Origin of the sequence: Stenotrophomonas bentonitica (assembly GCF_013185915.1) — a bacterium.
Classification (GTDB): Bacteria; Pseudomonadota; Gammaproteobacteria; order Xanthomonadales; family Xanthomonadaceae; genus Stenotrophomonas; species Stenotrophomonas bentonitica.
The window spans coordinates 1-21,087 of the sequence record NZ_JAAZUH010000002.1 but is presented as its reverse complement, the minus strand read 5'-3'; the positions used below and the strand labels follow the sequence as shown (position 1 = coordinate 21,087).

At 64.1% G+C, this 21,087-nt stretch carries 33 protein-coding genes; 2 read left to right on the top strand and 31 right to left on the bottom strand.

All coding sequences use genetic code 11. The annotated features are described in order from the left end of the window. The first annotated feature begins 7 nt into the window (after positions 1 to 7). Together HGB51_RS11055 and HGB51_RS11050 are read left to right on the top strand one after the other, a co-directional pair. The gene (locus tag HGB51_RS11055) at positions 8 to 493 is read left to right on the top strand and encodes a DUF2127 domain-containing protein (protein ID WP_070207583.1); all 486 of its coding nucleotides are present in this window, start codon (positions 8 to 10) and stop codon (positions 491 to 493) included. 58 nt (positions 494 to 551) lie between these two features. Continuing rightward, entirely contained in the window at positions 552 to 2,147 is a 1,596-nt protein-coding gene (locus HGB51_RS11050; protein WP_070207584.1) for an amidase, read from the top strand. A 3-nt stretch (positions 2,148 to 2,150) separates the two neighbouring features. On the opposite strand, the gene HGB51_RS11045 is transcribed toward HGB51_RS11050, so the two are convergent. The 31 genes from HGB51_RS11045 to HGB51_RS10895 all read right to left on the bottom strand — a co-directional run. Then, positions 2,151 to 3,299, bottom strand: a complete 1,149-nt coding sequence (locus HGB51_RS11045) for a mechanosensitive ion channel family protein (protein ID WP_171966833.1) — start codon at positions 3,297 to 3,299, stop codon at positions 2,151 to 2,153. A gap of 91 nt (positions 3,300 to 3,390) precedes the next feature. Next, positions 3,391 to 4,773, bottom strand: coding sequence for a class II 3-deoxy-7-phosphoheptulonate synthase (locus HGB51_RS11040; RefSeq protein WP_070208996.1), 1,383 nt, complete (start codon positions 4,771 to 4,773; stop codon positions 3,391 to 3,393). A gap of 34 nt (positions 4,774 to 4,807) precedes the next feature. Further along, positions 4,808 to 5,320 carry a disulfide bond formation protein B gene (locus HGB51_RS11035; protein WP_070208997.1) on the bottom strand — a complete coding sequence of 171 codons (513 nt, stop codon included), beginning with the start codon at positions 5,318 to 5,320 and terminating at the stop codon, positions 4,808 to 4,810. A 710-nt stretch (positions 5,321 to 6,030) separates the two neighbouring features. Continuing rightward, positions 6,031 to 6,414, bottom strand: coding sequence for a 50S ribosomal protein L17 (gene rplQ, locus HGB51_RS11030; protein ID WP_070208998.1), 384 nt, complete (start codon positions 6,412 to 6,414; stop codon positions 6,031 to 6,033). A gap of 194 nt (positions 6,415 to 6,608) precedes the next feature. Next, positions 6,609 to 7,607 carry a DNA-directed RNA polymerase subunit alpha gene (locus tag HGB51_RS11025; protein ID WP_068849481.1) on the bottom strand — a complete coding sequence of 333 codons (999 nt, stop codon included), beginning with the start codon at positions 7,605 to 7,607 and terminating at the stop codon, positions 6,609 to 6,611. Between the two features lie 55 nt (positions 7,608 to 7,662). Then, the gene (gene rpsD, locus HGB51_RS11020; RefSeq protein WP_070208999.1) at positions 7,663 to 8,292 is read right to left on the bottom strand and encodes a 30S ribosomal protein S4; all 630 of its coding nucleotides are present in this window, start codon (positions 8,290 to 8,292) and stop codon (positions 7,663 to 7,665) included. Between the two features lie 14 nt (positions 8,293 to 8,306). Continuing rightward, on the bottom strand, positions 8,307 to 8,696 hold the full coding sequence (gene rpsK / locus HGB51_RS11015) for a 30S ribosomal protein S11 (RefSeq protein WP_017355427.1): 390 nt from the start codon (positions 8,694 to 8,696) through the stop codon (positions 8,307 to 8,309). A gap of 12 nt (positions 8,697 to 8,708) precedes the next feature. Next, the gene (rpsM, locus tag HGB51_RS11010) at positions 8,709 to 9,065 is read right to left on the bottom strand and encodes a 30S ribosomal protein S13 (protein WP_017355426.1); all 357 of its coding nucleotides are present in this window, start codon (positions 9,063 to 9,065) and stop codon (positions 8,709 to 8,711) included. 366 nt (positions 9,066 to 9,431) lie between these two features. Then, on the bottom strand, positions 9,432 to 10,787 hold the full coding sequence (secY, locus tag HGB51_RS11005) for a preprotein translocase subunit SecY (RefSeq protein WP_070209000.1): 1,356 nt from the start codon (positions 10,785 to 10,787) through the stop codon (positions 9,432 to 9,434). Positions 10,788 to 10,790: 3 nt separating this feature from the next. Further along, a complete protein-coding gene (gene rplO, locus HGB51_RS11000; RefSeq protein ID WP_070209001.1) occupies positions 10,791 to 11,234 on the bottom strand; it encodes a 50S ribosomal protein L15 in 444 nt (147 codons plus the stop codon). A 4-nt stretch (positions 11,235 to 11,238) separates the two neighbouring features. Continuing rightward, positions 11,239 to 11,430 carry a 50S ribosomal protein L30 gene (gene rpmD / locus HGB51_RS10995; RefSeq protein WP_070209002.1) on the bottom strand — a complete coding sequence of 64 codons (192 nt, stop codon included), beginning with the start codon at positions 11,428 to 11,430 and terminating at the stop codon, positions 11,239 to 11,241. Continuing rightward, positions 11,423 to 11,965 (bottom strand): 30S ribosomal protein S5, encoded by a 543-nt coding sequence (gene rpsE, locus HGB51_RS10990; protein WP_070209003.1) that lies wholly within the window; start codon positions 11,963 to 11,965, stop codon positions 11,423 to 11,425. Before rpsE ends, rpmD begins: the two co-directional genes overlap by 8 nt. Before the next feature lie 159 nt (positions 11,966 to 12,124). After that, a complete protein-coding gene (gene rplR / locus HGB51_RS10985; RefSeq protein WP_171966879.1) occupies positions 12,125 to 12,484 on the bottom strand; it encodes a 50S ribosomal protein L18 in 360 nt (119 codons plus the stop codon). Between the two features lie 53 nt (positions 12,485 to 12,537). After that, positions 12,538 to 13,065 carry a 50S ribosomal protein L6 gene (rplF, locus tag HGB51_RS10980; RefSeq protein ID WP_070209005.1) on the bottom strand — a complete coding sequence of 176 codons (528 nt, stop codon included), beginning with the start codon at positions 13,063 to 13,065 and terminating at the stop codon, positions 12,538 to 12,540. 18 nt (positions 13,066 to 13,083) lie between these two features. Then, positions 13,084 to 13,482, bottom strand: a complete 399-nt coding sequence (gene rpsH / locus HGB51_RS10975) for a 30S ribosomal protein S8 (RefSeq protein WP_017355419.1) — start codon at positions 13,480 to 13,482, stop codon at positions 13,084 to 13,086. Positions 13,483 to 13,719: 237 nt separating this feature from the next. Next, complete coding sequence (gene rpsN, locus HGB51_RS10970; protein ID WP_070209006.1) at positions 13,720 to 14,025, bottom strand: 30S ribosomal protein S14; 306 nt, start codon at positions 14,023 to 14,025, stop codon at positions 13,720 to 13,722. A gap of 18 nt (positions 14,026 to 14,043) precedes the next feature. Next, entirely contained in the window at positions 14,044 to 14,586 is a 543-nt protein-coding gene (gene rplE / locus HGB51_RS10965) for a 50S ribosomal protein L5 (protein WP_070209013.1), read from the bottom strand. 11 nt (positions 14,587 to 14,597) lie between these two features. Continuing rightward, the gene (gene rplX, locus HGB51_RS10960; RefSeq protein WP_017355416.1) at positions 14,598 to 14,915 is read right to left on the bottom strand and encodes a 50S ribosomal protein L24; all 318 of its coding nucleotides are present in this window, start codon (positions 14,913 to 14,915) and stop codon (positions 14,598 to 14,600) included. Between the two features lie 16 nt (positions 14,916 to 14,931). Beyond that, on the bottom strand, positions 14,932 to 15,300 hold the full coding sequence (gene rplN, locus HGB51_RS10955; RefSeq protein WP_010483978.1) for a 50S ribosomal protein L14: 369 nt from the start codon (positions 15,298 to 15,300) through the stop codon (positions 14,932 to 14,934). A gap of 13 nt (positions 15,301 to 15,313) precedes the next feature. After that, entirely contained in the window at positions 15,314 to 15,583 is a 270-nt protein-coding gene (gene rpsQ / locus HGB51_RS10950) for a 30S ribosomal protein S17 (RefSeq protein WP_070209014.1), read from the bottom strand. An 11-nt stretch (positions 15,584 to 15,594) separates the two neighbouring features. Then, the gene (rpmC, locus tag HGB51_RS10945) at positions 15,595 to 15,780 is read right to left on the bottom strand and encodes a 50S ribosomal protein L29 (protein WP_070209007.1); all 186 of its coding nucleotides are present in this window, start codon (positions 15,778 to 15,780) and stop codon (positions 15,595 to 15,597) included. After that, a complete protein-coding gene (gene rplP / locus HGB51_RS10940; RefSeq protein WP_070209008.1) occupies positions 15,780 to 16,193 on the bottom strand; it encodes a 50S ribosomal protein L16 in 414 nt (137 codons plus the stop codon). Before rplP ends, rpmC begins: the two co-directional genes overlap by 1 nt. A 5-nt stretch (positions 16,194 to 16,198) precedes the next feature. Beyond that, entirely contained in the window at positions 16,199 to 16,933 is a 735-nt protein-coding gene (rpsC, locus tag HGB51_RS10935) for a 30S ribosomal protein S3 (RefSeq protein WP_068849461.1), read from the bottom strand. 17 nt (positions 16,934 to 16,950) lie between these two features. Continuing rightward, a complete protein-coding gene (gene rplV, locus HGB51_RS10930; protein WP_017355410.1) occupies positions 16,951 to 17,286 on the bottom strand; it encodes a 50S ribosomal protein L22 in 336 nt (111 codons plus the stop codon). A gap of 12 nt (positions 17,287 to 17,298) precedes the next feature. Next, positions 17,299 to 17,568, bottom strand: a complete 270-nt coding sequence (gene rpsS, locus HGB51_RS10925) for a 30S ribosomal protein S19 (RefSeq protein WP_070209009.1) — start codon at positions 17,566 to 17,568, stop codon at positions 17,299 to 17,301. A 6-nt stretch (positions 17,569 to 17,574) separates the two neighbouring features. Continuing rightward, positions 17,575 to 18,402 carry a 50S ribosomal protein L2 gene (gene rplB / locus HGB51_RS10920; protein ID WP_070209010.1) on the bottom strand — a complete coding sequence of 276 codons (828 nt, stop codon included), beginning with the start codon at positions 18,400 to 18,402 and terminating at the stop codon, positions 17,575 to 17,577. A gap of 10 nt (positions 18,403 to 18,412) precedes the next feature. Beyond that, entirely contained in the window at positions 18,413 to 18,712 is a 300-nt protein-coding gene (gene rplW, locus HGB51_RS10915) for a 50S ribosomal protein L23 (RefSeq protein ID WP_070209011.1), read from the bottom strand. After that, entirely contained in the window at positions 18,709 to 19,314 is a 606-nt protein-coding gene (gene rplD / locus HGB51_RS10910; protein WP_070209012.1) for a 50S ribosomal protein L4, read from the bottom strand. The genes rplW and rplD overlap by 4 nt, the downstream gene beginning before the upstream one ends. 12 nt (positions 19,315 to 19,326) lie before the next feature. Then, positions 19,327 to 19,977, bottom strand: coding sequence for a 50S ribosomal protein L3 (gene rplC, locus HGB51_RS10905; protein ID WP_068849456.1), 651 nt, complete (start codon positions 19,975 to 19,977; stop codon positions 19,327 to 19,329). A gap of 11 nt (positions 19,978 to 19,988) precedes the next feature. Next, positions 19,989 to 20,300 (bottom strand): 30S ribosomal protein S10, encoded by a 312-nt coding sequence (gene rpsJ / locus HGB51_RS10900; protein WP_010341589.1) that lies wholly within the window; start codon positions 20,298 to 20,300, stop codon positions 19,989 to 19,991. A 335-nt stretch (positions 20,301 to 20,635) separates the two neighbouring features. Next, on the bottom strand, positions 20,636 to 21,087 hold a 452-nt coding region (locus HGB51_RS10895; protein WP_246233566.1), incomplete at its 5' end, for an EF-Tu C-terminal domain-related protein.

Sequence of the window (21,087 nt, the reverse complement as noted above, 5' to 3'; positions counted from 1 at the left end):
GACCCTCGTGACCGACACCGCCTACAACCCGGATCCTCACAAGCATCCGGGGCTTCACCTGATCGCCTTGCTGGAAGCCAGCAAGGCGGTCCTGGCGCTGCTGGCTGCCACCGGGCTGGAAGTACTCGGCCCACAGCCACTGCGCGATGGGGTCAATGCCCTGATCCGGCGTTTCAGCCTGGACCCGGATCACGGCACCCTGCCCTCGCTGCTCAACATGATCAGCCCCGATGCCGTGCACCTGGCCGCTGCCGCCATGGTCGCCTACGGCATCCTGCATCTTTTCGAGGCATGGGGCCTCTGGCGCGCCAAGGCCTGGGCCTCCTGGCTGGGCTGCGTCACCGCCGGCATCTACCTGCCGTTCGACATTTTCGCGATCATCCGCCACCCGGGCTGGGCCTCGTGGACGGTGCTGGTGATCAACCTCATCGTGGTCGGCGTGCTCGCCCGCGACATCCGCAAGCGCCATGGTCCGGCCCATCCGCCGGCCTGAGAGTTGCCAAGCGCGGCATGCGCTGGTTAGCCTGAGCACGGGTACCGGGGATACACGGATGCGCCTGCCACTCACTGCCTTGATCCTGGCCCTGGCCTCTGCGGGCTGTACGCCCTCGCCTGCGCATCTGTTCAACCAGGCGCATGCGGCCGCGCCGGCGGACACGCCGTTCGCCTACGCGGAAACCGACATCACCCAGCTGCAAGCCGCGATGGCCGCCGGCGAGCTGGACAGCGTCACCCTGACCCGCGCCTACCTGGAGCGGATCGCCCAGCTGGACCGCGCCGGACCGCGCCTCAATGCAGTGCTGGAGCTCAACCCCGATGCGCTGAAGGAAGCGGCCGCGCTGGATGCCGAACGCCGCCGCGGACAGCTGCGCGGGCCGCTGCACGGCATTCCGCTGCTGCTCAAGGACAACATCGGCGCGCGCCCGATGGCGACCAGTGCCGGCTCGCTGGCGTTGACCGGGTTCCGCCCGGACGACGCCTTCCTGGTCACCCGACTGCGCGCGGCCGGCGCGCTGATCCTGGGCAAGACCAACCTCAGCGAGTGGGCCAACTTCCGGTCCAGCGCGTCGATCTCCGGCTGGAGCGCGCGCGGTGGGCAGACCCGCAACCCCTACCGGCTCGGCTACACGCCCTGCGGTTCGAGCAGCGGCAGCGCGGTGGCGGTCTCCGCCAACCTGGCCGCCGCCGCGGTGGGCACCGAAACCGACGGCAGCATCGTCTGCCCGGCAGCGATGAACGGGGTGGTTGGACTGAAGCCGACGGTCGGCCTGGTCAGCCGCGACGGGATCGTGCCGATCTCCTTCAGCCAGGACACCGCCGGCCCGATCACCCGCAGCGTGGCCGACGCGGCCGCCCTGCTGACCGCGATGGCCGGCCGCGACGACGCCGACCCGGCGACCGCGACCATGCCCGGCCGGGCGGTGTACGACTACACCGCGCGATTGACCCCGGACGGCCTGCGCGGCGCCCGCATCGGCGTGCTGCACGGCCCGCTGGACCAGCTGCCCGGGGTTGCCCCGGCCCTGCAGCACGCAGTGGGCGTCCTGCGCGACGCCGGCGCGGTGGTGGTGCCGGTGCAGCTGCCGACCCAGGGCCAGTGGGAAGAGGCCGAACAGATGGTGCTGCTGCACGAGTTCAAGGCGGGCATGCAGCGCTACCTGACCCGCCACCAGGCGCCGGTCCGCGACCTGGACGGGATCATTGCCTACAACCGCGAACACGCCGACAAGGAACTGGTGCTGTTCGGCCAGGACCTGATGGAGCGCGCCGCGCAGGCCGACGGACTGGGCAGCCCCGCCTACATCGCCGCGCGCACCCAGGCGCGCCGCCTGGCCGGCCCCGAGGGGATCGACGCGGCGCTCAAGGCCGACCGCCTGGACGCGCTGGTGGCGCCGACCACGGGCACGGCATGGCCGATCCGCACCGGCGAGACAGACGCGTTTCCCGGCGGCAACTACAGCGCCGCCGCCGTGGCGGGCTATCCCAGCCTGAGCGTGCCGATGGCACACGTGAACGGGCTGCCGCTGGGGCTGCTGTTCATGGGCACCGCGTGGAGCGAGCCGAAGCTGATCGAGCTGGCGTACGACTACGAGCAGCGCACGCGGGCGCGGAAGCCGCCAACCTTCGGCAACGACACCCCGCGATAACCGTTACCCCACGGTTGGCTCGTCCACCGGCACCACCGCCGGCGGGCCGTCTTCGGCGCCGGGCGAGCGTACGTCGTCGGCCGGTTGCGAGCGCGGGGTGCGGGCGGGCGGATCGGGGCGTTCAAGCAGCTCGGCGCGGGTGCGCGGCAGTGCCTGCGGGTGCTCGCGGGCGAGGAAATCGAGCATGCGTTCGCGCACGATGCAGCGCAGGTCGAAGGCGTCGCCGGAGTTGCGCGCACTGACCAGCAGGCGGACCTGCAGGGTGTGTTCGCTGGTTTCGGTGACCTGGGTGACGCACACGCGGCCATCCCAGAGCGGCTCCCCCTTGCAGATGCGCTCCAGCTCGGCGCGGATCGCCACGATCGGTGCGCGGTAGTCAAGCCACAGGAACGCGGTGCCGAGCAGGTCGGCGCTGCGCCGGGTCCAGTTCTGGAAGGGGTTCTCGATGAACCAGGTCAGCGGCACCACCATGCGCCGTTCGTCCCAGATGCGGACGACCACGTAGCTGCTGCCGATCTCTTCGACCCGGCCCCACTCGCCTTCGACGATCACCACGTCATCCAGCCGGATCGGCTGGGTCAGGGCGATCTGCAGGCCGGCGATGAGGTTGCCGAACACGGGCTTGGCCGCGATGCCAGCGACCAGGCCGATGATGCCGGCCGAGGCCAGCAGTGCGGTACCGATCTGGCGCACCATCGGGAAGGTGAGCAGCACCATCGAGGCGCCGACCAGGATGATCGCGCCCATCAGCACGCGGCTGAGCACGCGGGTCTGGGTCTGGATGCGACGCGCTTCCAGGTTGTCGGCGACCTCCATCGGATTGTCGCGCAGGATCGCCTGTTCGCCCGCGGCCACGGCGCGCACCAGCAGCCAGATGACGCAGGCGGTAAGGCCGATGTGCAGCAGGCGCAGGGACTGATCGAGCCAGCGCCCGTCCAGCGGGGTGGCTTCCAGTGCCGGAATCAGCACCAGCATCGGCAGCGCGAAGGCGAGCGGTCTGCTGATCACCCGCGCGATGCGCGCACGCCGGTAGTCACGGCCCTTGAGCCGACGGGTCAACAGCATCAGCAGCCACCAGCCGGTGATGCCGATCGCCAGGGCGATCCCGATCGGCCATAGATAGGCGGCCGCTTCCTGCCAATCCACTCGCATGCGTGCTCCCGCATTGATTCAAATACGGGATCTACGGTGACAGAACCAGCATGATCGTAATGTAGGGACACGCCACGCGTGTCCGTGGGGTTTACGCCGTCGCGCCGCCCTGCTTGCGCACGATCGCCATCGCAATTTCCAGCGACTGTTCGTAGTTCAGGCGCGGATCCACCGAAGAACGGTACGCACGCTCCAGGTCGCGCTCGGTCAATTCGCGCGCGCCGCCGGTGCACTCGGTGACATCCTCGCCGGTCAGCTCGAGGTGCACGCCACCGAGGCGGGTACCCGCTGCGGCATGCAGGTCGAAGGACAGTTCGACTTCGCTGCGCACGTTGTCGAAGCGACGGGTCTTGAAGCCGTTGCTGGTGCTTTCGGTATTGCCGTGCATGGCATCACACACCCACAGCACGCGACGCCCATCGCGCTTGACGGCCTCCAGCAACGGCGGCAGCTTCTCGGCGATCTGCGCGGCGCCCATGCGATGGATGAAGCTGAGGCGGCCGGGTTCATCCTCGGGGTTGAGCACGTCGATCAGGCGCAGCAGCTGGTCGGGCTGCACGGACGGACCGACCTTGATCGCAATCGGGTTGCGCACGCCCCGCAGGTACTCGACGTGGGCGCCATCGAGCGCGGCGGTGCGCATGCCGATCCAGGGGTAGTGGGTGCTGAGATTGAGCCAGCCGTGCTGGCGCGGCACCTGGCGGGTCAGCGCCTGTTCGTAGGGCAGCAGCAGGGCTTCGTGCGAGGTGTAGAAGTCGATCCGGTTGAGGTTGTACACCTGGGCACCGGAGAGGGTCTCCATGAAATGCACGGCGTCGCCGATCGAGGAGACCATCTTCTGGTAGTCGGTGGCCAGCGGGGAGTGCCGTACCCAGTCGAGGTTCCAGTATTCGGGATGGTGCAGGTCGGCGAAGCCGCCATCGATCAGGGCGCGCACGAAGTTCATGGTCATGGCCGAGTGCGCGTGGGCCTGCAGCATGCGGCGCGGATCGGGCAGGCGCGCGGCTTCGGTGAACTCGGGTGCGTTGATCACATCACCACGGTAGCTCGGCAGGGTGACGCCATCGCGGGTCTCGGTGTCGGCCGAGCGCGGCTTGGCGTACTGGCCGGCGAAACGACCGACGCGGATGACCGGCTTGCGCATGCCGTGCACCATCACCAGGCTCATCTGCAGCAGGACTTTGAGCCGGTTGGAGATGGTGGTGGATTCGCAGTCGCTGAAGTTCTCGGCGCAGTCGCCACCCTGCAGGAGGAACCGCTTGCCTTCCTGGGCTTCGGCGAGCTGCTGCTTGAGCGAGAGGATCTCCCACGAGGTCACCAGCGGCGGCAGGCGCTTGAGCTCATGCAGGGAGGCCTCGAGCGCGACCGGATCAGGATAGGTCGGCATCTGCAGCGCGGGCCGGCCGCGCCAGCTCTCGGGCGACCAGTCGGTCGGCACGGAAGCGTTCGGGGTGGCGCGGTCGGAGGCAGTCATCGCAGTATCCAGTCAATCGAGGGGGTAAAAACAATCAGTGGCGGCGGGCAACGCGGCGGAAGCTGACCACCAGCGCCCACAAACCCAGCAGGGTGAACCAGACCAGGCTCCACATGGGCATGGTCAGGCCGAGGAAGGTCCAGTCGATGTTGCCGCAGTTACCGGTACCGGTCAGCACGGTGCGGAACACTTCGAACGGGCCCATCGTTTCGCTCAGGAACGACAGCGGCGGCCCACAGCTGGAGCCCATGTCCTGGGGCAGCATCTGCACGTACACATGGCGTCCGGCAATGCCGATGCCCACGGCAGCGGCAATGAAGGCCAGCACGCCATAGGTGATCCGCCCAGGCCGGTCACGCGGGCCATGCAGGGCCCCGATCAGGAACAGCAGGCCGAGCGCGGCAAACGCGATGCGCTGGAAGATGCAGAGCGGGCACGGTTCCAGGCCCATCTTCAACTGCAACCAGATGGCATAGCCCAGCAGGGCGGCGCAGACCAGGAACCCCAGCAGGAACTGGGCGCGGTAATTCCAGCGCAATGGATTCATTGCAGATACTCGTGAAATGTCCAGGTGCCAAGATTAACAGGGTGGTGAATGGCTTGGCCTGTGGCGTATTGCCGTATGTCGGCTTCAGTTGCCGACTGCACTGTTCTGTTTGTATCTGGGCGAACAGCTGCAGGGCTGAAGGCTCCACTGCCCGGCCACGCCGGGGATGGGTTTGCGGGGGACGCCGTAAACCCATCCATGGGGGCTAAGTCGCCGCATCCATGCGGCTCATTCCCCCGCAAACCCATCCCCGACGTGGCCCCGAAGTTGCGTCGGTGCGCATGGGGCCCAATGGCTGGGCGTGGGAGGTCGCGATCTGAGGCACGCCGGGCACGCCCGGCACTACTTCGTTGGGGAAGAGCAGCCGGGCAGAGCCCGGCTCCACAACGGAGAGGCGACGGGCGCAGCCCGGCATCCAAACGATTGCGACCTCCCACGCCCGGCCGATGGGCCACCTGCTCACCGACCAACTTTCTGGGCCCCGGCCGGTGCGGGTTTGCGGGGGAATGAGCGGCATGGATGCCGCGACTTAGCCCCCATGGATGGGTTTACGGCGTCCCCCGCAAACCCGTACTGGTCGGGGCCCCACAGTGACCAGCAAATCACCAGTGCCTTTGACGTTGACGTTAGACGTCAAAGAAGGCACCCAACAAAAAACCCGGCACAAGGCCGGGTTTCTCGATGATTCCTGGGGTACCGCCAGTCGAAGATTATTCTTCGACGGCTTCGGCAACGGCCGGGCGGTCAACCAGTTCCACGTAGGCCATCGGCGCGTTGTCGCCGGCGCGGAAACCGCACTTCAGCAGTCGCAGGTAGCCGCCCGGACGGTTCGCGTAGCGCGGGCCCAGGGTGGTGAACAGGTTGCCAACGGCTTCGTTGTCACGCAGACGGGCGAAGGCCAGACGGCGGTTGGCGACGGAGTCGACCTTGGCCAGGGTGATCAGCGGCTCGGCGACGCGGCGCAGTTCCTTGGCCTTCGGCAGGGTGGTCTTGATCAGCTCGTGCTTGAACAGCGACGCGGCCATGTTCTTGAACATCGCTTCGCGGTGGGCGCTGGTACGGCTGAACTTGCGGCCGGATTTCATGTGACGCATGACGGGTATTCCTTCAAAGAATGTTGGATCGGTTGGGTTTCGCTGTCGCCTTCCCGGCGTTGCTGCTTGGACTGCGGATGGTCCGGTGCCGGCCCTCCTGGCCGGCCGTCACCGCAGGCTGGTGCCTGTCGGTGCGAGATGCTGCGGGTAAAGCCCCCGCACCCGAAGGTGCGGGGTAAAACTGTGACACTCGATCAGCCGAGCATGCCGTGCTGGGCGACACCGGCCGGCGGCCAGTTCTCCAGCTTCATGCCGAGCGAAAGACCACGCTGGGCGAGGACTTCCTTGATCTCGGTCAGCGACTTCTTGCCGAGGTTCGGGGTCTTGAGCAGCTCCACTTCGGTCTTCTGGATCAGATCGCCGATGTAGTAGATGCTCTCGGCCTTCAGGCAGTTCGCCGAACGCACGGTCAGTTCCAGGTCGTCGATCGGGCGCAGCAGCACCGGATCCACGCCGTTGTTGGCCGGCTTGGCCGCACCGCGGTCGCGGTGGGTGAAGTCACCGAACACCGACAGCTGATCGCTGAGGATGTCGGCGGCGGTGCGCACGGCTTCCTCGGCATCGATCGTGCCGTTGGTTTCGATGTCCAGCACCAGCTTGTCCAGATCGGTACGCTGTTCGACGCGGGCCGCTTCCACCGAATAGGCGACGCGACGGACCGGCGAGAACGACGCGTCCAGGACCAGACGACCGATGGCACGGGTTTCTTCGTCCGGACGACGACGCGCGGCGGCCGGCTGGTAGCCGAAACCACGCTCGATCTTCAGGCGCATGTTGACTGCCGTGTCCTTGGTCAGGTGGCAGATGACATGATCCGTGTTGAGGATCTCGACGTTGTGGTCGACCTTGATATCGGCAGCGGTCACGACACCCGGACCCTGCTTGGACAGCGACAGCGTGGCGCTGTCACCAGTGTGCATACGGATCGCCACGTCCTTCAGGTTGAGCAGGACTTCAAGCACGTCCTCCTGCAGGCCTTCGAGGGTGGTGTACTCGTGCAGGACGCCGTCGATCTCGACTTCCGTGATGGCGAAGCCCGGGATGGACGACAGCAGCACGCGACGCAGGGCGTTGCCCAGCGTATGCCCGTAACCACGCTCCAAGGGTTCGATAACGACCTTGGCGCGGGTGTCGGTAAGGCGTTCGATCTGCGGACCGCGAGGACGCAGAACCTGGTTGGCGGTAACCGTCATGTTGCGGGTTCTCCTAGTGAACCCCCGGCCGTCGCCGGGGGCTCTCCAATGTGAATTACTTCGAATACAACTCGACGATCAGCGCTTCGTTGATATCCGCAGGCAGGTCCGAACGATCCGGCACGGCCTTGAAGATGCCGGCGAACTTGCCTGCATCGACTTCGATCCACGACGGACGCAGGTCATGCGTGCTGGACACAGTCAGGGCTTCCTGCACGCGCAGCTGCTTGGCAGCCTTCTCGGACAGGGCAACAGCGTCGCCAGCCTTGACCTGGTACGAAGCCAGGTTGACCGACTTGCCGTTCACGGTGACACCGCGGTGCGAGACCAGCTGACGGGCAGCCGGACGGGTCACTGCGAAGCCCATGCGGTAGACAACGTTGTCCAGGCGGGTTTCCAGCAGCTGCAGGAGGTTCTCGCCGGTGTTGCCCTTCTTGGTCGAGGCCTTCTTGTAGTAGTTGCGGAACTGACGCTCCAGCAGACCGTAGATACGCTTGACCTTCTGCTTTTCACGCAGCTGGGTGGCGTAGTCGGACAGCTTGCCCTTGCGGGCGGTCGCGCCGTGCTGGCCGGGCTTCTGCTCCAGCTTGCACTTGGAGTCCAGCGCACGGGCCGGGCTCTTGAGGGAAAGGTCGGCGCCTTCGCGGCGGGCGAGCTTACAGGTAGGACCGATATAACGAGCCATTTCTTATCGCTCCTTTAGACGCGACGCTTCTTCGGCGGACGGCACCCGTTGTGCGGGATTGGCGTCACGTCGATGATGTTGGTGATCTTGTAGCCCACGTTGTTCAGCGAGCGCACGGCCGACTCACGACCCGGACCCGGGCCCTTGATGCGGACTTCCAGGGACTTGACGCCGTAGTCGAGCGCGGCACGGCCGGCCTTCTCGGCAGCCACCTGGGCAGCGAACGGGGTGGACTTACGCGAACCGCGGAAGCCAGCGCCACCGGACGTCGCCCACGACAGAGCGTTGCCCTGGCGGTCGGTGATGGTCACGATGGTGTTGTTGAACGAAGCGTGGACGTGGGCAACGCCGTCAGTGACGACGCGCTTGATCTTCTTCTTGGTCTTAGCGACGGGCTTAGCCATTTCTTAGGTCCCTTACTTCCTGATCGCCTTGCGCGGGCCCTTGCGGGTGCGGGCGTTGGTACGGGTGCGCTGACCACGCAGCGGCAGGCCGCGACGGTGACGCAGACCGCGGTAGCAGCCCAGGTCCATCAGGCGCTTGATCGCGATACCGATTTCACGGCGCAGATCGCCTTCCACGATGTACTTGGCCACTTCCGAGCGCAGACGCTCGATTTCCGGCTCCGACAGATCGCGGATCTTGGTGGTCGAAGTGACGCCTGCAGCGTCGCAGACCTTCTTCGAACGGGTACGGCCGATGCCGTAAATGCTTTGCAACCCGACCCAGACATGCTTCTGGGCTGGCAGGTTGACGCCTGCAATACGCGCCATGACGCGGTTCTCCAGCTGAGTGATGGCCGACAGCGCACCTTGAAGGCGCGCGAATCCGGCAGGATGGATCAAAAATTGAACCAGCAATACTAACAAGGTTCCGGTGTGCTTGGAAGCCCGTGAAACCTGAAAGGTTTCATGGACCCGGCCCAGGGAGTGTGCCCAGGCTCCGGCGCCGGACCAGGTTGACCTCGATGGATGGACCCTTGCGAGCCCTCCCCCCGGTGCCGCCCGCGCTACTCCAGCGCGGAACCACCCGATCTCACCCCCACCCGGAACCGCTGCGGGGGCCGCCCTTCGTTTGTGTGGCCAGGTCCGCGAAGCGGAGGACCATCACGTCAGGAAGACGAAAGTGTAACAGGCTTATCAGCCGCGGGCAAAACCGCCGCGGTTGCCGCCCCTCAGGTTGGCCTTCTTCAGAAGGCTCTCGTACTGGTGCGACATCAGGTGCGCCTGGATCTGCGCAATGAAGTCCATCACCACCACCACCACGATCAGCAGCGAGGTGCCGCCGAAGTAGAACGAGGCGTTCAGCTGCGTGCGCATGATTTCCGGCAGCAGGCAGACGATCACCAGGTACGCAGAACCGGCCGCGGTCAGGCGGGTCAGCACGGCGTCGACATAGTCGGCGGTGGCCTTGCCCGGACGGATGCCCGGAATCAGCGCGCCCGACTTCTTCAGGTTGTCGGCGGTTTCCTGCGAGTTGAACACCAGCGCGGTATAGAAGAACGCGAAACCGGTGATCAGCGCCGCGAACACGATCATGTGCAGCGGTTCGCCCGGACCCAGGGCGTTGGCTACCTTCTGCAGCCAGGTAGCCGAGCTGGCCTGGCCGGACCACATGGCCAGGGTGGTCGGGAACGCCAGGATGCTGGAGGCGAAGATGGCCGGGATCACGCCCGCCATGTTCAGCTTCAGCGGCAGGAACGAGGTCTGGTTCATGTACGCGTTGCGGCCGCCCTGGCGACGTGCGTAGTTCACCGTGATGCGGCGCTGGCCGCGTTCGACGAACACCACGAAGAAGGTGAAGGCCAGCACCACCAGCGCGATCAGCAGCAGCTGGATGAACTGCAGGTTGCCCTCGCGGAACGCGTCGAAGGTGTGGATGACCGCGCCCGGCAGGCCGGCCACGATGCCGGCGAAGATGATCAGCGACACACCGTTGCCGATGCCGCGCTCGGTGACCTGCTCGCCGACCCACATCAGGAAGATGGTGCCTGCGGTCAGCGCGACCACGGCGGTGAGCACGAAGCCCATGCCCGGCGCGTACACCACCGGCGCACCGGTCGGGGACAGCTGGTTCTGCAGCGCCAGCGCGATGCTGCCGCCCTGCACCACCGCCAGCAACACGGCGCCGATGCGGGAATATTGGGTGATCTTGCGACGGCCGGATTCACCTTCCTTCTGCAGCGCCTTGAGCGCCGGGAAGATGTGGACCGCCAGCTGCATCACGATGGACGCCGAAATGTACGGCATCACGTTCAGCGCGAAAATGCTGAAACGGTGCAGGGCGCCGCCCGAGAACATGTTGAACATGTCCACGATACCGCCGCCCTGCGCCTCCATGAGCGCAAGCATGGCATCGGGATTGACGCCCGGCACCGGCACATAACAGCCGATGCGGTAGACGATCAAAGCCCCGACGACGAACAGCAGACGCTGGCGAAGTTCCGTGAACTTGCCGAGCCCGCCGCCCAGGTTACCAATGCCAGCTTGCGCCATGTCTTACTCCTGTACGCTGCCGCCGGCAGCTTCGATCGCGGCCTTGGCACCGGCCGTTGCAGCGATGCCCTTCAGGGTGAAGGCCTTGGTCAGGCCACCCTTCATGACGATCTTGGCCTGCTTGGCCGTGCTCGGGACCAGCTTCGCAGCGCGCAGCGCGGCAAAATCGATCTCGCCGGCTTCCAGGCGGTCCAGATGGTACGAGAGCACTTCGGCAGTGTCCTTGGCCATCTTCGAACGGAAACCGACCTTCGGCAGACGACGCTGCATCGGGGTCTGGCCGCCTTCGAAGCCTGCCTTGATCTTGCCGCCACCCTTACGGGCGAACGAGCCCTTGTGGCCGCGGCCACAGGTCTTGCCCAGGCCCGAGCCGATACCACGGCCCACGCGGGTGCGCTCTTTGCGCGCGCCCGGTGCCGGGCTCAGTTCATTGAGATGCATGGTCATTGGATTATTCCTCAACCTTGACGAGGTAGTGGACCTTGTTGATCAGGCCGCGAACCTGCGGGCTGTCCTTCAGTACACGCACATCGTTGAGCTTGTTCAGGCCCAGGGCACGCACCGACAGGCGGTGACGCGACTGGGTGCCACGCAGGCCGCCGACGAGGCGGACCTTGACGGTCTTGGCGGTGTCATCAGCCATGGTTGAGATCCTCCACCTTCTTGCCGCGCTTGGCCGCGATGCGGACCGGCGACTGCATTTCCGACAGACCCTTCAACGTGGCGCGAACCAGGTTGATCGGGTTGCGCGAACCGACGGCCTTGGCCAGCACGTTCTTGACGCCAACGGCTTCCAGGACGGCGCGCATGGCACCACCGGCGATCACACCGGTACCTTCCGAGGCCGGCATCATGAACACGCGGGCTGCGCCGTGGCCGGACTTCACCGGGTGCCACAGGGTGCCGTTGTTCAGATCGACGTCGGCCAGGTTCTTGCGAGCCTGCTCCATCGACTTCTGGATGGCGACCGGCACTTCGCGCGCCTTGCCATAACCGAAGCCGACCTTGCCTGCGCCGTCACCGACCACGGTCAGTGCGGTGAAGGTGAACTGGCGGCCACCCTTGACGGTCTTGCTGACGCGGTTGACCGCGACCAGCTTTTCGATCATGCCGTCGTCGACTTTCTCTTCGCGGTTGCGGTCGCGATCGCGACCCCGCTGCTGACGTTCTTCTGCCATGTTGATTCCTTGATTGATTGGATTATGTACGGCTCTGGGCCGCTTATAGCTGTGAAGTGGAGCGGTGGATCGAGCGCCCCTGCAGAAGAAGGACGTCGCCCGGCACAGCCCGTGCCGGCAGGCAGGCGGAAGCGGGGACCAGCCCCGCCTCCTTATCCCTTAGAACTGCAGGCCGCCTTCGCGGGCTGCATCGGCCAGTGCCTTGATGCGGCCGTGGTAGCGGTAGCCCGAGCGGTCGAACGCGACCTTCTCGATGCCCGCAGCCTTGGCGCGCTCGGCGACCAGCTTGCCAACCTTGGCGGCGGCGTCGCTGTTCTTGCCGTTCTTCAGGCCTTCCTTGACGTCGGCCTGGGTGGTGTTGGCAGCAGCCAGCACCTTGGAGCCGTCGGCGGTGAAGACCTGTGCGTACAGGTGCTGACCGGTGCGCAGCACCGACAGGCGCGGCACGCCGAGGATGCGGATGTGCGCGCGGGTGGACTTGGCGCGACGCAGGCGAGCGATGTTCTTGTTCATGTGTATGTTCCTTGAAAGCTGAAGACAGGATTCTTCCCTCGAAAAAGAGGGACTCGCCCTTACGCCTTCTTGGCTTCCTTACGGATGATGACTTCGTCGGAGTACTTCACGCCCTTGCCCTTGTACGGCTCCGGCTTGCGGTACGCACGGATCTTGGCGGCAACTTCGCCCACCAGCTGCTTGTCCGCGCCCTGGACCAGGATCTCGGTCTGGGTCGGGGTGGTGATGGTGATGCCTTCCGGCGCCACGTACACGACCGGGTGCGAGAAACCGAGCGACAGGCTCAGGTCCTTGCCCTGCATGGCAGCACGGTAACCCACGCCGACCAGCTCGAGCTTGCGCTCGAAACCTTCGGTGACGCCCTTGACCATGTTGGCCAGGATGGCGCGCACGGTACCGGTCAGCGGGACCAGGTTCGCGTCGTTGGCGGCCAGGGTGGCAACGCCGTCTTCGATGGTGACTTCAACGCCAGCAACCTTCGGCAGCACCAGGGTGCCCTTCGGGCCCTTGACGCTGATGGATTCCGGCTGGATGTTCAGTTCAACGCCCTTGGGCAGGTTGACCGGCTTCTTGGCTACGCGGGACATAACTTTCTCCTTCTCGCCTTAGGCCACGAAGCACAGGACTTCGCCGCCGACGCCCAACTGGCGCGCCTGCGCATCAGTCATGATGCCCTTGGAGGTCGAAATGATGGAAATGCCCAGGCCGTTCAGGACCTTCGGCAGCTCGGACTTGCCACGGTACTGGCGCAGACCCGAACGCGAGAAGCGCTTCAGGGTCTCGATGACCGGCTTGCCCTCGAAATACTTCAGGACGATTTCAAGCTCGGCCTTGTTGTTCTCGGTCTTGGTCACGCGCAGGTCGGTGATGTAGCCTTCGGCCTTCAACACTTCTGCGATTGCAACCTTGATCTTGGAGGACGGTGCCTTCACCGTCTGCTTGCCCACCGCGGCCGCATTCTTGATGCGTACCAGCAGGTCGGCGATGGGATCAGTCATGCTCATAGTCGATACCTTTGAGTGCACCGATATCCGCTTTCGCGAAAATCTTGCTGTTTTTTAAATGTCTGGGATGGGCCAGTACCCTTTGGAACCTGAAGCAGCGGACCAGGGGCCCGCTCTACCGCCTGCCCCTGACGAGGCAAGACCGGGAGTATACGACAAAAAGAGCCCGACTTGCGTCGGGCTCTTTCGAGAGAAGGTGAACCTGAACAAGTTCACCTTCTTCCAGGGAGTGACCCCTTACCAGCTTGCCTTGCGCAGGCCCGGAACGTCGCCGCGCATGGTGGCTTCGCGCAGCTTGTTGCGGCCGAGGCCGAACTTGCTGTACACGCCACGCGGACGGCCCGACAGTTCGCAACGGTTGCGGTGGCGGCTCGGCGACGAATCGCGCGGCAGCTTCTGCAACTTGATCACGGCCTGTTCCTTCTCTTCGTACGTCGCGGTCGTGCTGGAGATGATCTTCTTCAGCTCTTCACGCTTGCCGGCGTACTTCACTGCCAGCTTCGCACGCTTCAGGTCGCGGTTGACCATGGAGGTCTTTGCCATTTCGGTATCCTCGACGTATCAGTTACGGAACGGGAACTTGAACGCTGCGAGCAGCGCCTTCGCTTCCGCGTCGGTCTTGGCGGTGGTGGTGATGGCGATATCCATGCCGCGGATCGCGTCGACAGCGTCGAAGTCGATTTCCGGGAAGATGATCTGCTCCTTCACACCCATGTTGAAGTTGCCGCGACCGTCGAAGGAACGACCGGAGACACCACGGAAGTCGCGCACGCGCGGCAGCGAGATGTTGATCAGGCGGTCCAGGAACTCATACATCTTGGCACGACGCAGCGTGGTCTTGCAGCCGATCGGCCAGCCATCGCGGATCTTGAACGAAGCCACCGACACGCGGGACTTGGTCACGATCGGCTTCTGGCCGGAGATCTTGGACATGTCGGCAACGGCATTTTCCAGGATCTTCTTGTTGGTCGCCGCTTCGCCGACACCCATGTTCAGGGTGACCTTGACCAGCTTCGGGACCTGCATCGGATTGGTGTAGCCGAACTGCTTCATCAGCGCCGGCACCACTTCTTCCTGGTAGAACTTTTCGAGACGGGAACTCATCTTCACATTCCTCAGGCGTCGAGCGCCTCACCGCTGGAGCGGAACACACGCAGTTTGCGTCCATCCTCCAGCACCTTGAAGCCAACGCGTTCGCCCTTGCCCGAAGCCGGGTTGAGCACATTCACGTTGGAGATATGGATCGACGCTTCACGCTCGACCACGCCGCCGGCAACGCCTGCCTGCGGGTTCGGCTTGGTGTGGCGCTTGACGATGTTCACGTTGGCGACGATCACACGATCGCCGTCGACGCGGACGACTTCGCCCTGCTTGCCCTTGTCCTTGCCGGTGTTGACGACGACCTGGTCGCCCTTCTTGATACGGTTAGCCATGATTATCTCCTGTCGCTCACAGCACTTCGGGAGCGAGCGAGACGATCTTCATGAACTTCTCGGAACGAAGTTCACGGGTCACCGGCCCGAAGATGCGGGTGCCGATCGGCTCTTGCTTGTTGTTGAGCAGGACCGCGGCGTTGCCGTCGAAACGGATCAGCGAGCCATCGGCGCGACGCACACCCTTGCGGGTACGCACCACGACGGCGTCATACACTTCACCCTTCTTGACCTTGCCGCGCGGGATCGCATCCTTCACGGTGACCTTGATGATGTCGCCGATGCCGGCGTAACGGCGCTTGGAACCACCCAGCACCTTGAAGCACATCACCTGCTTGGCACCCGAGTTGTCCGCGACGTCAAGGTAGCTCTGCATCTGGATCATGATTCAGATCTCCTTATTGAGCTGCACGGGTGACGACTTCCACCACCCGCCAGTTCTTGGTCTTGGACATCGGAGCAATCTCGGTCACGCGCACGATATCGCCTTCGTTGCAGGCGTTATCGGCATCGTGGGCGTGCAGCTTGGTCGAACGCTTCAGGTACTTGCCGTACAGAGCGTGCTTGACCAGGCGTTCCACCAGCACGGTGACCGTCTTGTCCATCTTGTTGCTGACGACACGGCCTTCGACCGTGCGCAGCGCCTTGTTTTCAGTATTGTCGCTCATCGCGGCCATCCTTACTTAGTGCTGCCGAGCAGGGTCTTGACGCGAGCAATCTCGCGGCGGACCCGGCGGGTTTCGTGAGTCTTCGGCAGCTGCCCGGTGACCTGCTGCATGCGCAGTGCGAACTGCTCCTTACGCAGGTCAACCAAATGGGACTTCAGGTCGTCAGCCGACTTTTCGCGAAGTTGTTTGATATCCATTACATCACCGTCCGGGTCACGAAGGTGGTGGTCACGGAGAGCTTGGCAGCGGCCAGGCGGAACGCCTCGCGTGCCACGTCTTCTGCAACACCTTCAATTTCATAGATCATGCGGCCGGGCTGGATCTGGGCGACCCAGTATTCCACGTTGCCCTTACCAGAACCCATTCGGACTTCGATGGGCTTCTTGGTGATCGGCTTGTCCGGGAACACTCGGATCCACATCTTGCCACCGCGCTTGACGTAGCGGCTGATCGAGCGGCGGGCCGCTTCGATCTGGCGCGCGGTCAGCTGACCGTGGGCGGTTGCCTTCAGGCCGTACTCGCCGAAGCTGACAGCGTTGGCGCTCCAGCTCAGGCCATCGTTACGGCCCTTGTGTACCTTGCGGTACTTGGTTCGCTTGGGTTGCAACATTGTCGTTACCTCGCTTCACGGGCCGGGCGCTGACGGTCACCGCGGTCGCCGCGATCGTTACGATCGTTGCGCGACGGGGTGTCGTCCTGCTTTTCCTGGCCAACCTGGGAGAAATCGAAAACTTCGCCCTTGTAGATCCAGACCTTGATGCCGATGATGCCGTAGGTCGTCTTGGCTTCAGCGAAGCCATAGTCGATGTCGGCACGCAGCGTGTGCAGCGGCACGCGGCCTTCGCGGTACCACTCCGAACGGGCGATTTCAGCACCGTTCAAGCGGCCACCGACGTTGACCTTGATGCCCAGGGCACCGAGGCGCATCGCGTTGCCGACCGAGCGCTTCATGGCGCGGCGGAACATGATGCGACGCTCCAGCTGCTGCGCGATCGACTCGGCAACCAGCTGTGCGTCCAGCTCGGGCTTGCGCACTTCGGTGACGTTGATGTGCGCCGGGACGCCCATCATTTCGCTCACTTCCTTACGCAGCTTTTCGATGTCCTCGCCACGCTTGCCGATCACCACGCCCGGACGGGCGGTGTGGATCGTCACGCGGGCGGTCTTGGCCGGACGCTCGATGAGGATCTTGCTGATGCCGGCCTGCGCGAGCTTCTTGCGCAGCATGTCCCGCACCTTCAGATCGGCCGCCAGATAACCAGCGAACTCGGCCTTGTTGGCGTACCACTTGGAGTTCCAGTCCTTGGAAATGCCGAGGCGGATACCAATCGGATGAACTTTATGACCCATGGTGTTTTCCTTTCCGCTTACTTGCCGGCGCCCACAACCACAGTGATGTGGCTGGTGCGCTTGAGGATGCGGGTGCCGCGGCCTTTCGCCCGCGCCATGAAACGCTTCAGGGTCGGACCTTCATCAACCATGATGGTCTGAACCTTCAGCTCGTCTACGTCGGCGCCCTGGTTGTTCTCGGCATTGGCAATAGCCGACTCCACCACCTTCTTGATCAGGTGGGCAGCCTTCTTGTCCGAGAACTTCAGCAGGTTGACCGCACGCTCGGCCGGCAGGCCGCGCACCTGGTCAGCGACCAGGCGGGCTTTCTGCGCAGAGATGCGCGCGGAGCGCAGGATTGCTTTCGCTTCCATTGTCATCTCTCCTTACTTGCCCGACTTCTTGTCACCACCGTGACCCTTGAAGGTCCGGGTGATGGCAAATTCGCCGAGCTTGTGGCCGACCATGTTCTCGTTGACGAGCACCGGAACGTGGTTCTTGCCGTTATGAACGGCGATGGTGACGCCTACCATTTCCGGCAGGATCATCGAACGGCGCGACCAGGTTTTGATCGGCTTCTTGCTACCCGCAGCGGACTCCACCTTCTTGACGAGGTGGTGATCGACGAACGGGCCCTTCTTGAGTGAACGTGCCATGGTCGATTAGCCCCTACGATCGCGGACGATGAACTGCTGGGTGCGCTTGTTCTTGCGCGTCTTGTAACCCTTGGTCGGGACACCCCACGGGGTGACCGGATGCGGATTACCCTGGCCGGCCTTCGCCTCACCACCACCGTGCGGGTGGTCAACCGGGTTCATGGCAGCACCACGAACGGTCGGGCGGACACCGCGCCAGCGCTTCGCGCCAGCCTTGCCCAGCTTTTCCAGGTTGTGCTCGTCGTTACCGACTTCACCGATGGTGGCGCGGCACTCGACCGGAACCTTGCGCATTTCACCCGAGCGCAGGCGCAGGGTGGCGAACAGGCCTTCACGAGCGACGAGCTGCACGGCAGCGCCGGCGGCACGCGCGATCTGGGCACCCTTGCCCGGCTTCAGTTCGATGCCGTGGATGGTGGTACCGACCGGAATGTTGCGCAGCGGCAGGGTGTTGCCGGTCTTGATCGGCGCATCCGAACCCGCGATCACCTGGTCACCGGCCTTCAGGCCCTTCGGTGCGATGATGTAGCGGCGTTCGCCGTCGACGTAGCACAGCAGGGCGATATGGGCGGTGCGGTTCGGATCGTATTCGATGCGTTCCACGCGCGCCGGAATGCCTTCCTTGTTGCGCTTGAAGTCAATCAGACGGTAATGCTGCTTGTGACCACCGCCCACATGGCGAACGGTGATGCGACCGTGGTGGTTACGACCACCGGAATTGCTCTTCGGCTCCAGCAACGCTGCGTGCGGTGCGCCCTTGTGCAGATCGGGCGTAACCACGCGCACGGCCGAACGGCGGCCGGGGGAAGTGGGCTTGAATTTCATCAATGGCATGGGATGTACCTCAGGCCTTGGCCGTTACATCGATGGACTGGCCATCGGCGAGACGCACGTATGCCTTGCGCCAATCGCCGCGACGGCCGTTGCGGTTACGGAAGGACTTGTTCTTGCCCTTCACGTTCAGCACGTTGACCGCTTCGACCTTGACGTCGAACAGCTGCTCAACCGCGGCCTTTACATCGGCCTTGGTGGCTTCGTTCGAGATTTCGAAGACATACTGGTTGGAATGTTCCTGCAGGCGCGCGGTCTTTTCGGAGACACGCGGGGCACGCAGCACGCTGAAGATTTTTTCGTTGCTGTTCATGCCAGCCACTCCTCGACCTTCTTGACCGCATCAGCGGTGATGACGACCGTGTCGGCACCGACCAGCGACACCGGGTCCAGGCCCTGGACGTCACGCACTTCCACGTAGGGAATGTTGCGGGCCGACAGGTACAGGTGTTCGGTGGCGTCTTCAGTGACGATCAGCGGGCGCTTGCCCACTTCCAGGCCGGCCAGCTTGGCGATCAGAGCCTTCGTGCTGGTCGCTTCGACGTCGAAGGCCTCCACGATGGTCAGACGGCCCTGGCGGTTCAGCTCGGACAGGATCGCGCACATGGCGGCACGGTACTGCTTGCGGTTGACCTTCTGCTCGAAGCTGCGCGGCTTGGCCGCGAAGGTGACACCGCCGCCGATGAAGATCGGAGCCGTCAGCGCGCCATGACGCGCACCGCCGCCCTTCTGCTTCTTCGACTTCTTGGTGGTACCAGCCACTTCAGAGCGCGTCTTCTGTGCCTTGGTGCCGGCGCGACCGGCGTTGCGATAGGCAACGACGACCTGGTGGACCAGATCTTCGCTGAAATCGCGACCGAACACGGCATCGGAGACCGAGACCTTGTTGTTGCTACCCGTGATAACGAGTTCCATCGTCATCTCTCCTTATGCCTTGCTAGCCGGACGCACGATCACGTCACCACCCGCAGCGCCAGGCACGGCGCCACGAATCGCGATCAGACCGCGCTCGACGTCGACCTTGACAACTTCCAGGTTCTGCGTGCTCTGCTGCACGGCACCCATGTGGCCCGACATCTTCTTGCCCGGGAACACACGACCCGGGGTCTGGCGCTGACCCAGCGAACCCGGCGCGCGATGCGACAGCGAGTTACCGTGGGTAGCATCGCCCATACGGAAGTTGTAGCGCTTGATGGTGCCCTGGAAGCCCTTACCCTTGGTGACACCCTGGACGTCGACCTTCTGGCCAACTTCGAAGATGTCCGCCTTGACTTCGCCGCCGACGGCGAAATCGCCGAGCTGCGCGTCTTCAACGCGGAATTCCCACAGGCCACGACCGGCTTCGACCTTCGCCTTGGCGAAGTGACCGGCTTCCGGCTTGTTGACCAGGGCAGCGCGACGCGCGCCGACGGTCACCTGCACGGCGCTGTAGCCGTCGGCTTCGACGGTCTTGATCTGCGCGATGCGGTTCGGGGTAGCTTCAATCAGGGTCACCGGGATGGCCTGGCCATCTTCGGTGAACACGCGGCTCATGCCAGCCTTGCGGCCCACGAAGCCCAACGAATATTTCTTCGTCATGGTCGTAGTCCTCAGGTCAGCTTGATCTGAACGTCGACGCCGGCAGCCAGTTCGAGCTTCATCAGCGCGTCCACGGTCTTGTCGTTCGGGTCAACGATATCGAGCACGCGCTTGTGCGTGCGGGTCTCGTACTGGTCACGCGCGTCCTTGTCGACGTGCGGGGAAACGAGAATGGTGTAACGCTCGATCTTGGTCGGCAGCGGGATCGGGCCACGCACTTGCGCGCCGGTCCGCTTTGCCGTTTCTACGATCTCGCTGGCCGAACGGTCGATCAAACGATGATCAAACGCCTTCAGCCGAATCCGGATCTTTTGGTCCGCCATGACGGTGGGTTCCTTCGTTAAAAGAGCGACGGACAAGGCCTCTGGGTTGCCTTGTCCCATGAATATCCTGAATGCGGACGCCGCGCATTCCTGCACGGCGACAAGATCTTTCCATAGACCTCAAAAATCGAGGCAGACCGGTCTCCCGATCTGCCCAGACAAAAAGTATAGCGCGCATGCAAGGCGGCGGTCAACAGGGGGCCTGTTGACACTGCCTGAATGGCGCGACCCTTCCTGGTCTGGGGAACACGAGGTGCGTCCTGCGCCTCTTTTCCCGTTTTGTTGCGACCCCGATGCCCTACCCAGGCAACATCGGGGGCGCAGAGTCTAGCAGATTACGCGACGATCTTGGAGACCACGCCGGCGCCGACGGTACGGCCACCTTCACGAATCGCGAAGCGCAGGCCTTCGTCCATGGCGACCGGGTTGATCAGCTCGATGACCATCTTCACGTTGTCGCCCGGCATCACCATTTCGGTGCCTTCCGGCAGGTTGGCCTTACCGGTGATGTCGGTGGTACGGAAGTAGAACTGCGGGCGGTAGCCGTTGAAGAACGGGGTGTGACGGCCGCCTTCGTCCTTCGACAGCACGTACACTTCGCCTTCGAAGGTGGTGTGCGGCTTGATCGAACCCGGCTTGGCCAGGACCTGGCCACGCTCGACGTCGTCACGCTTGGTGCCGCGCAGCAGCAGACCGGCGTTGTCGCCTGCCTGGCCCTGGTCCAGCAGCTTGCGGAACATTTCCACGCCGGTCACGGTGGTCTTCTGGACCGGACGGATACCGACGA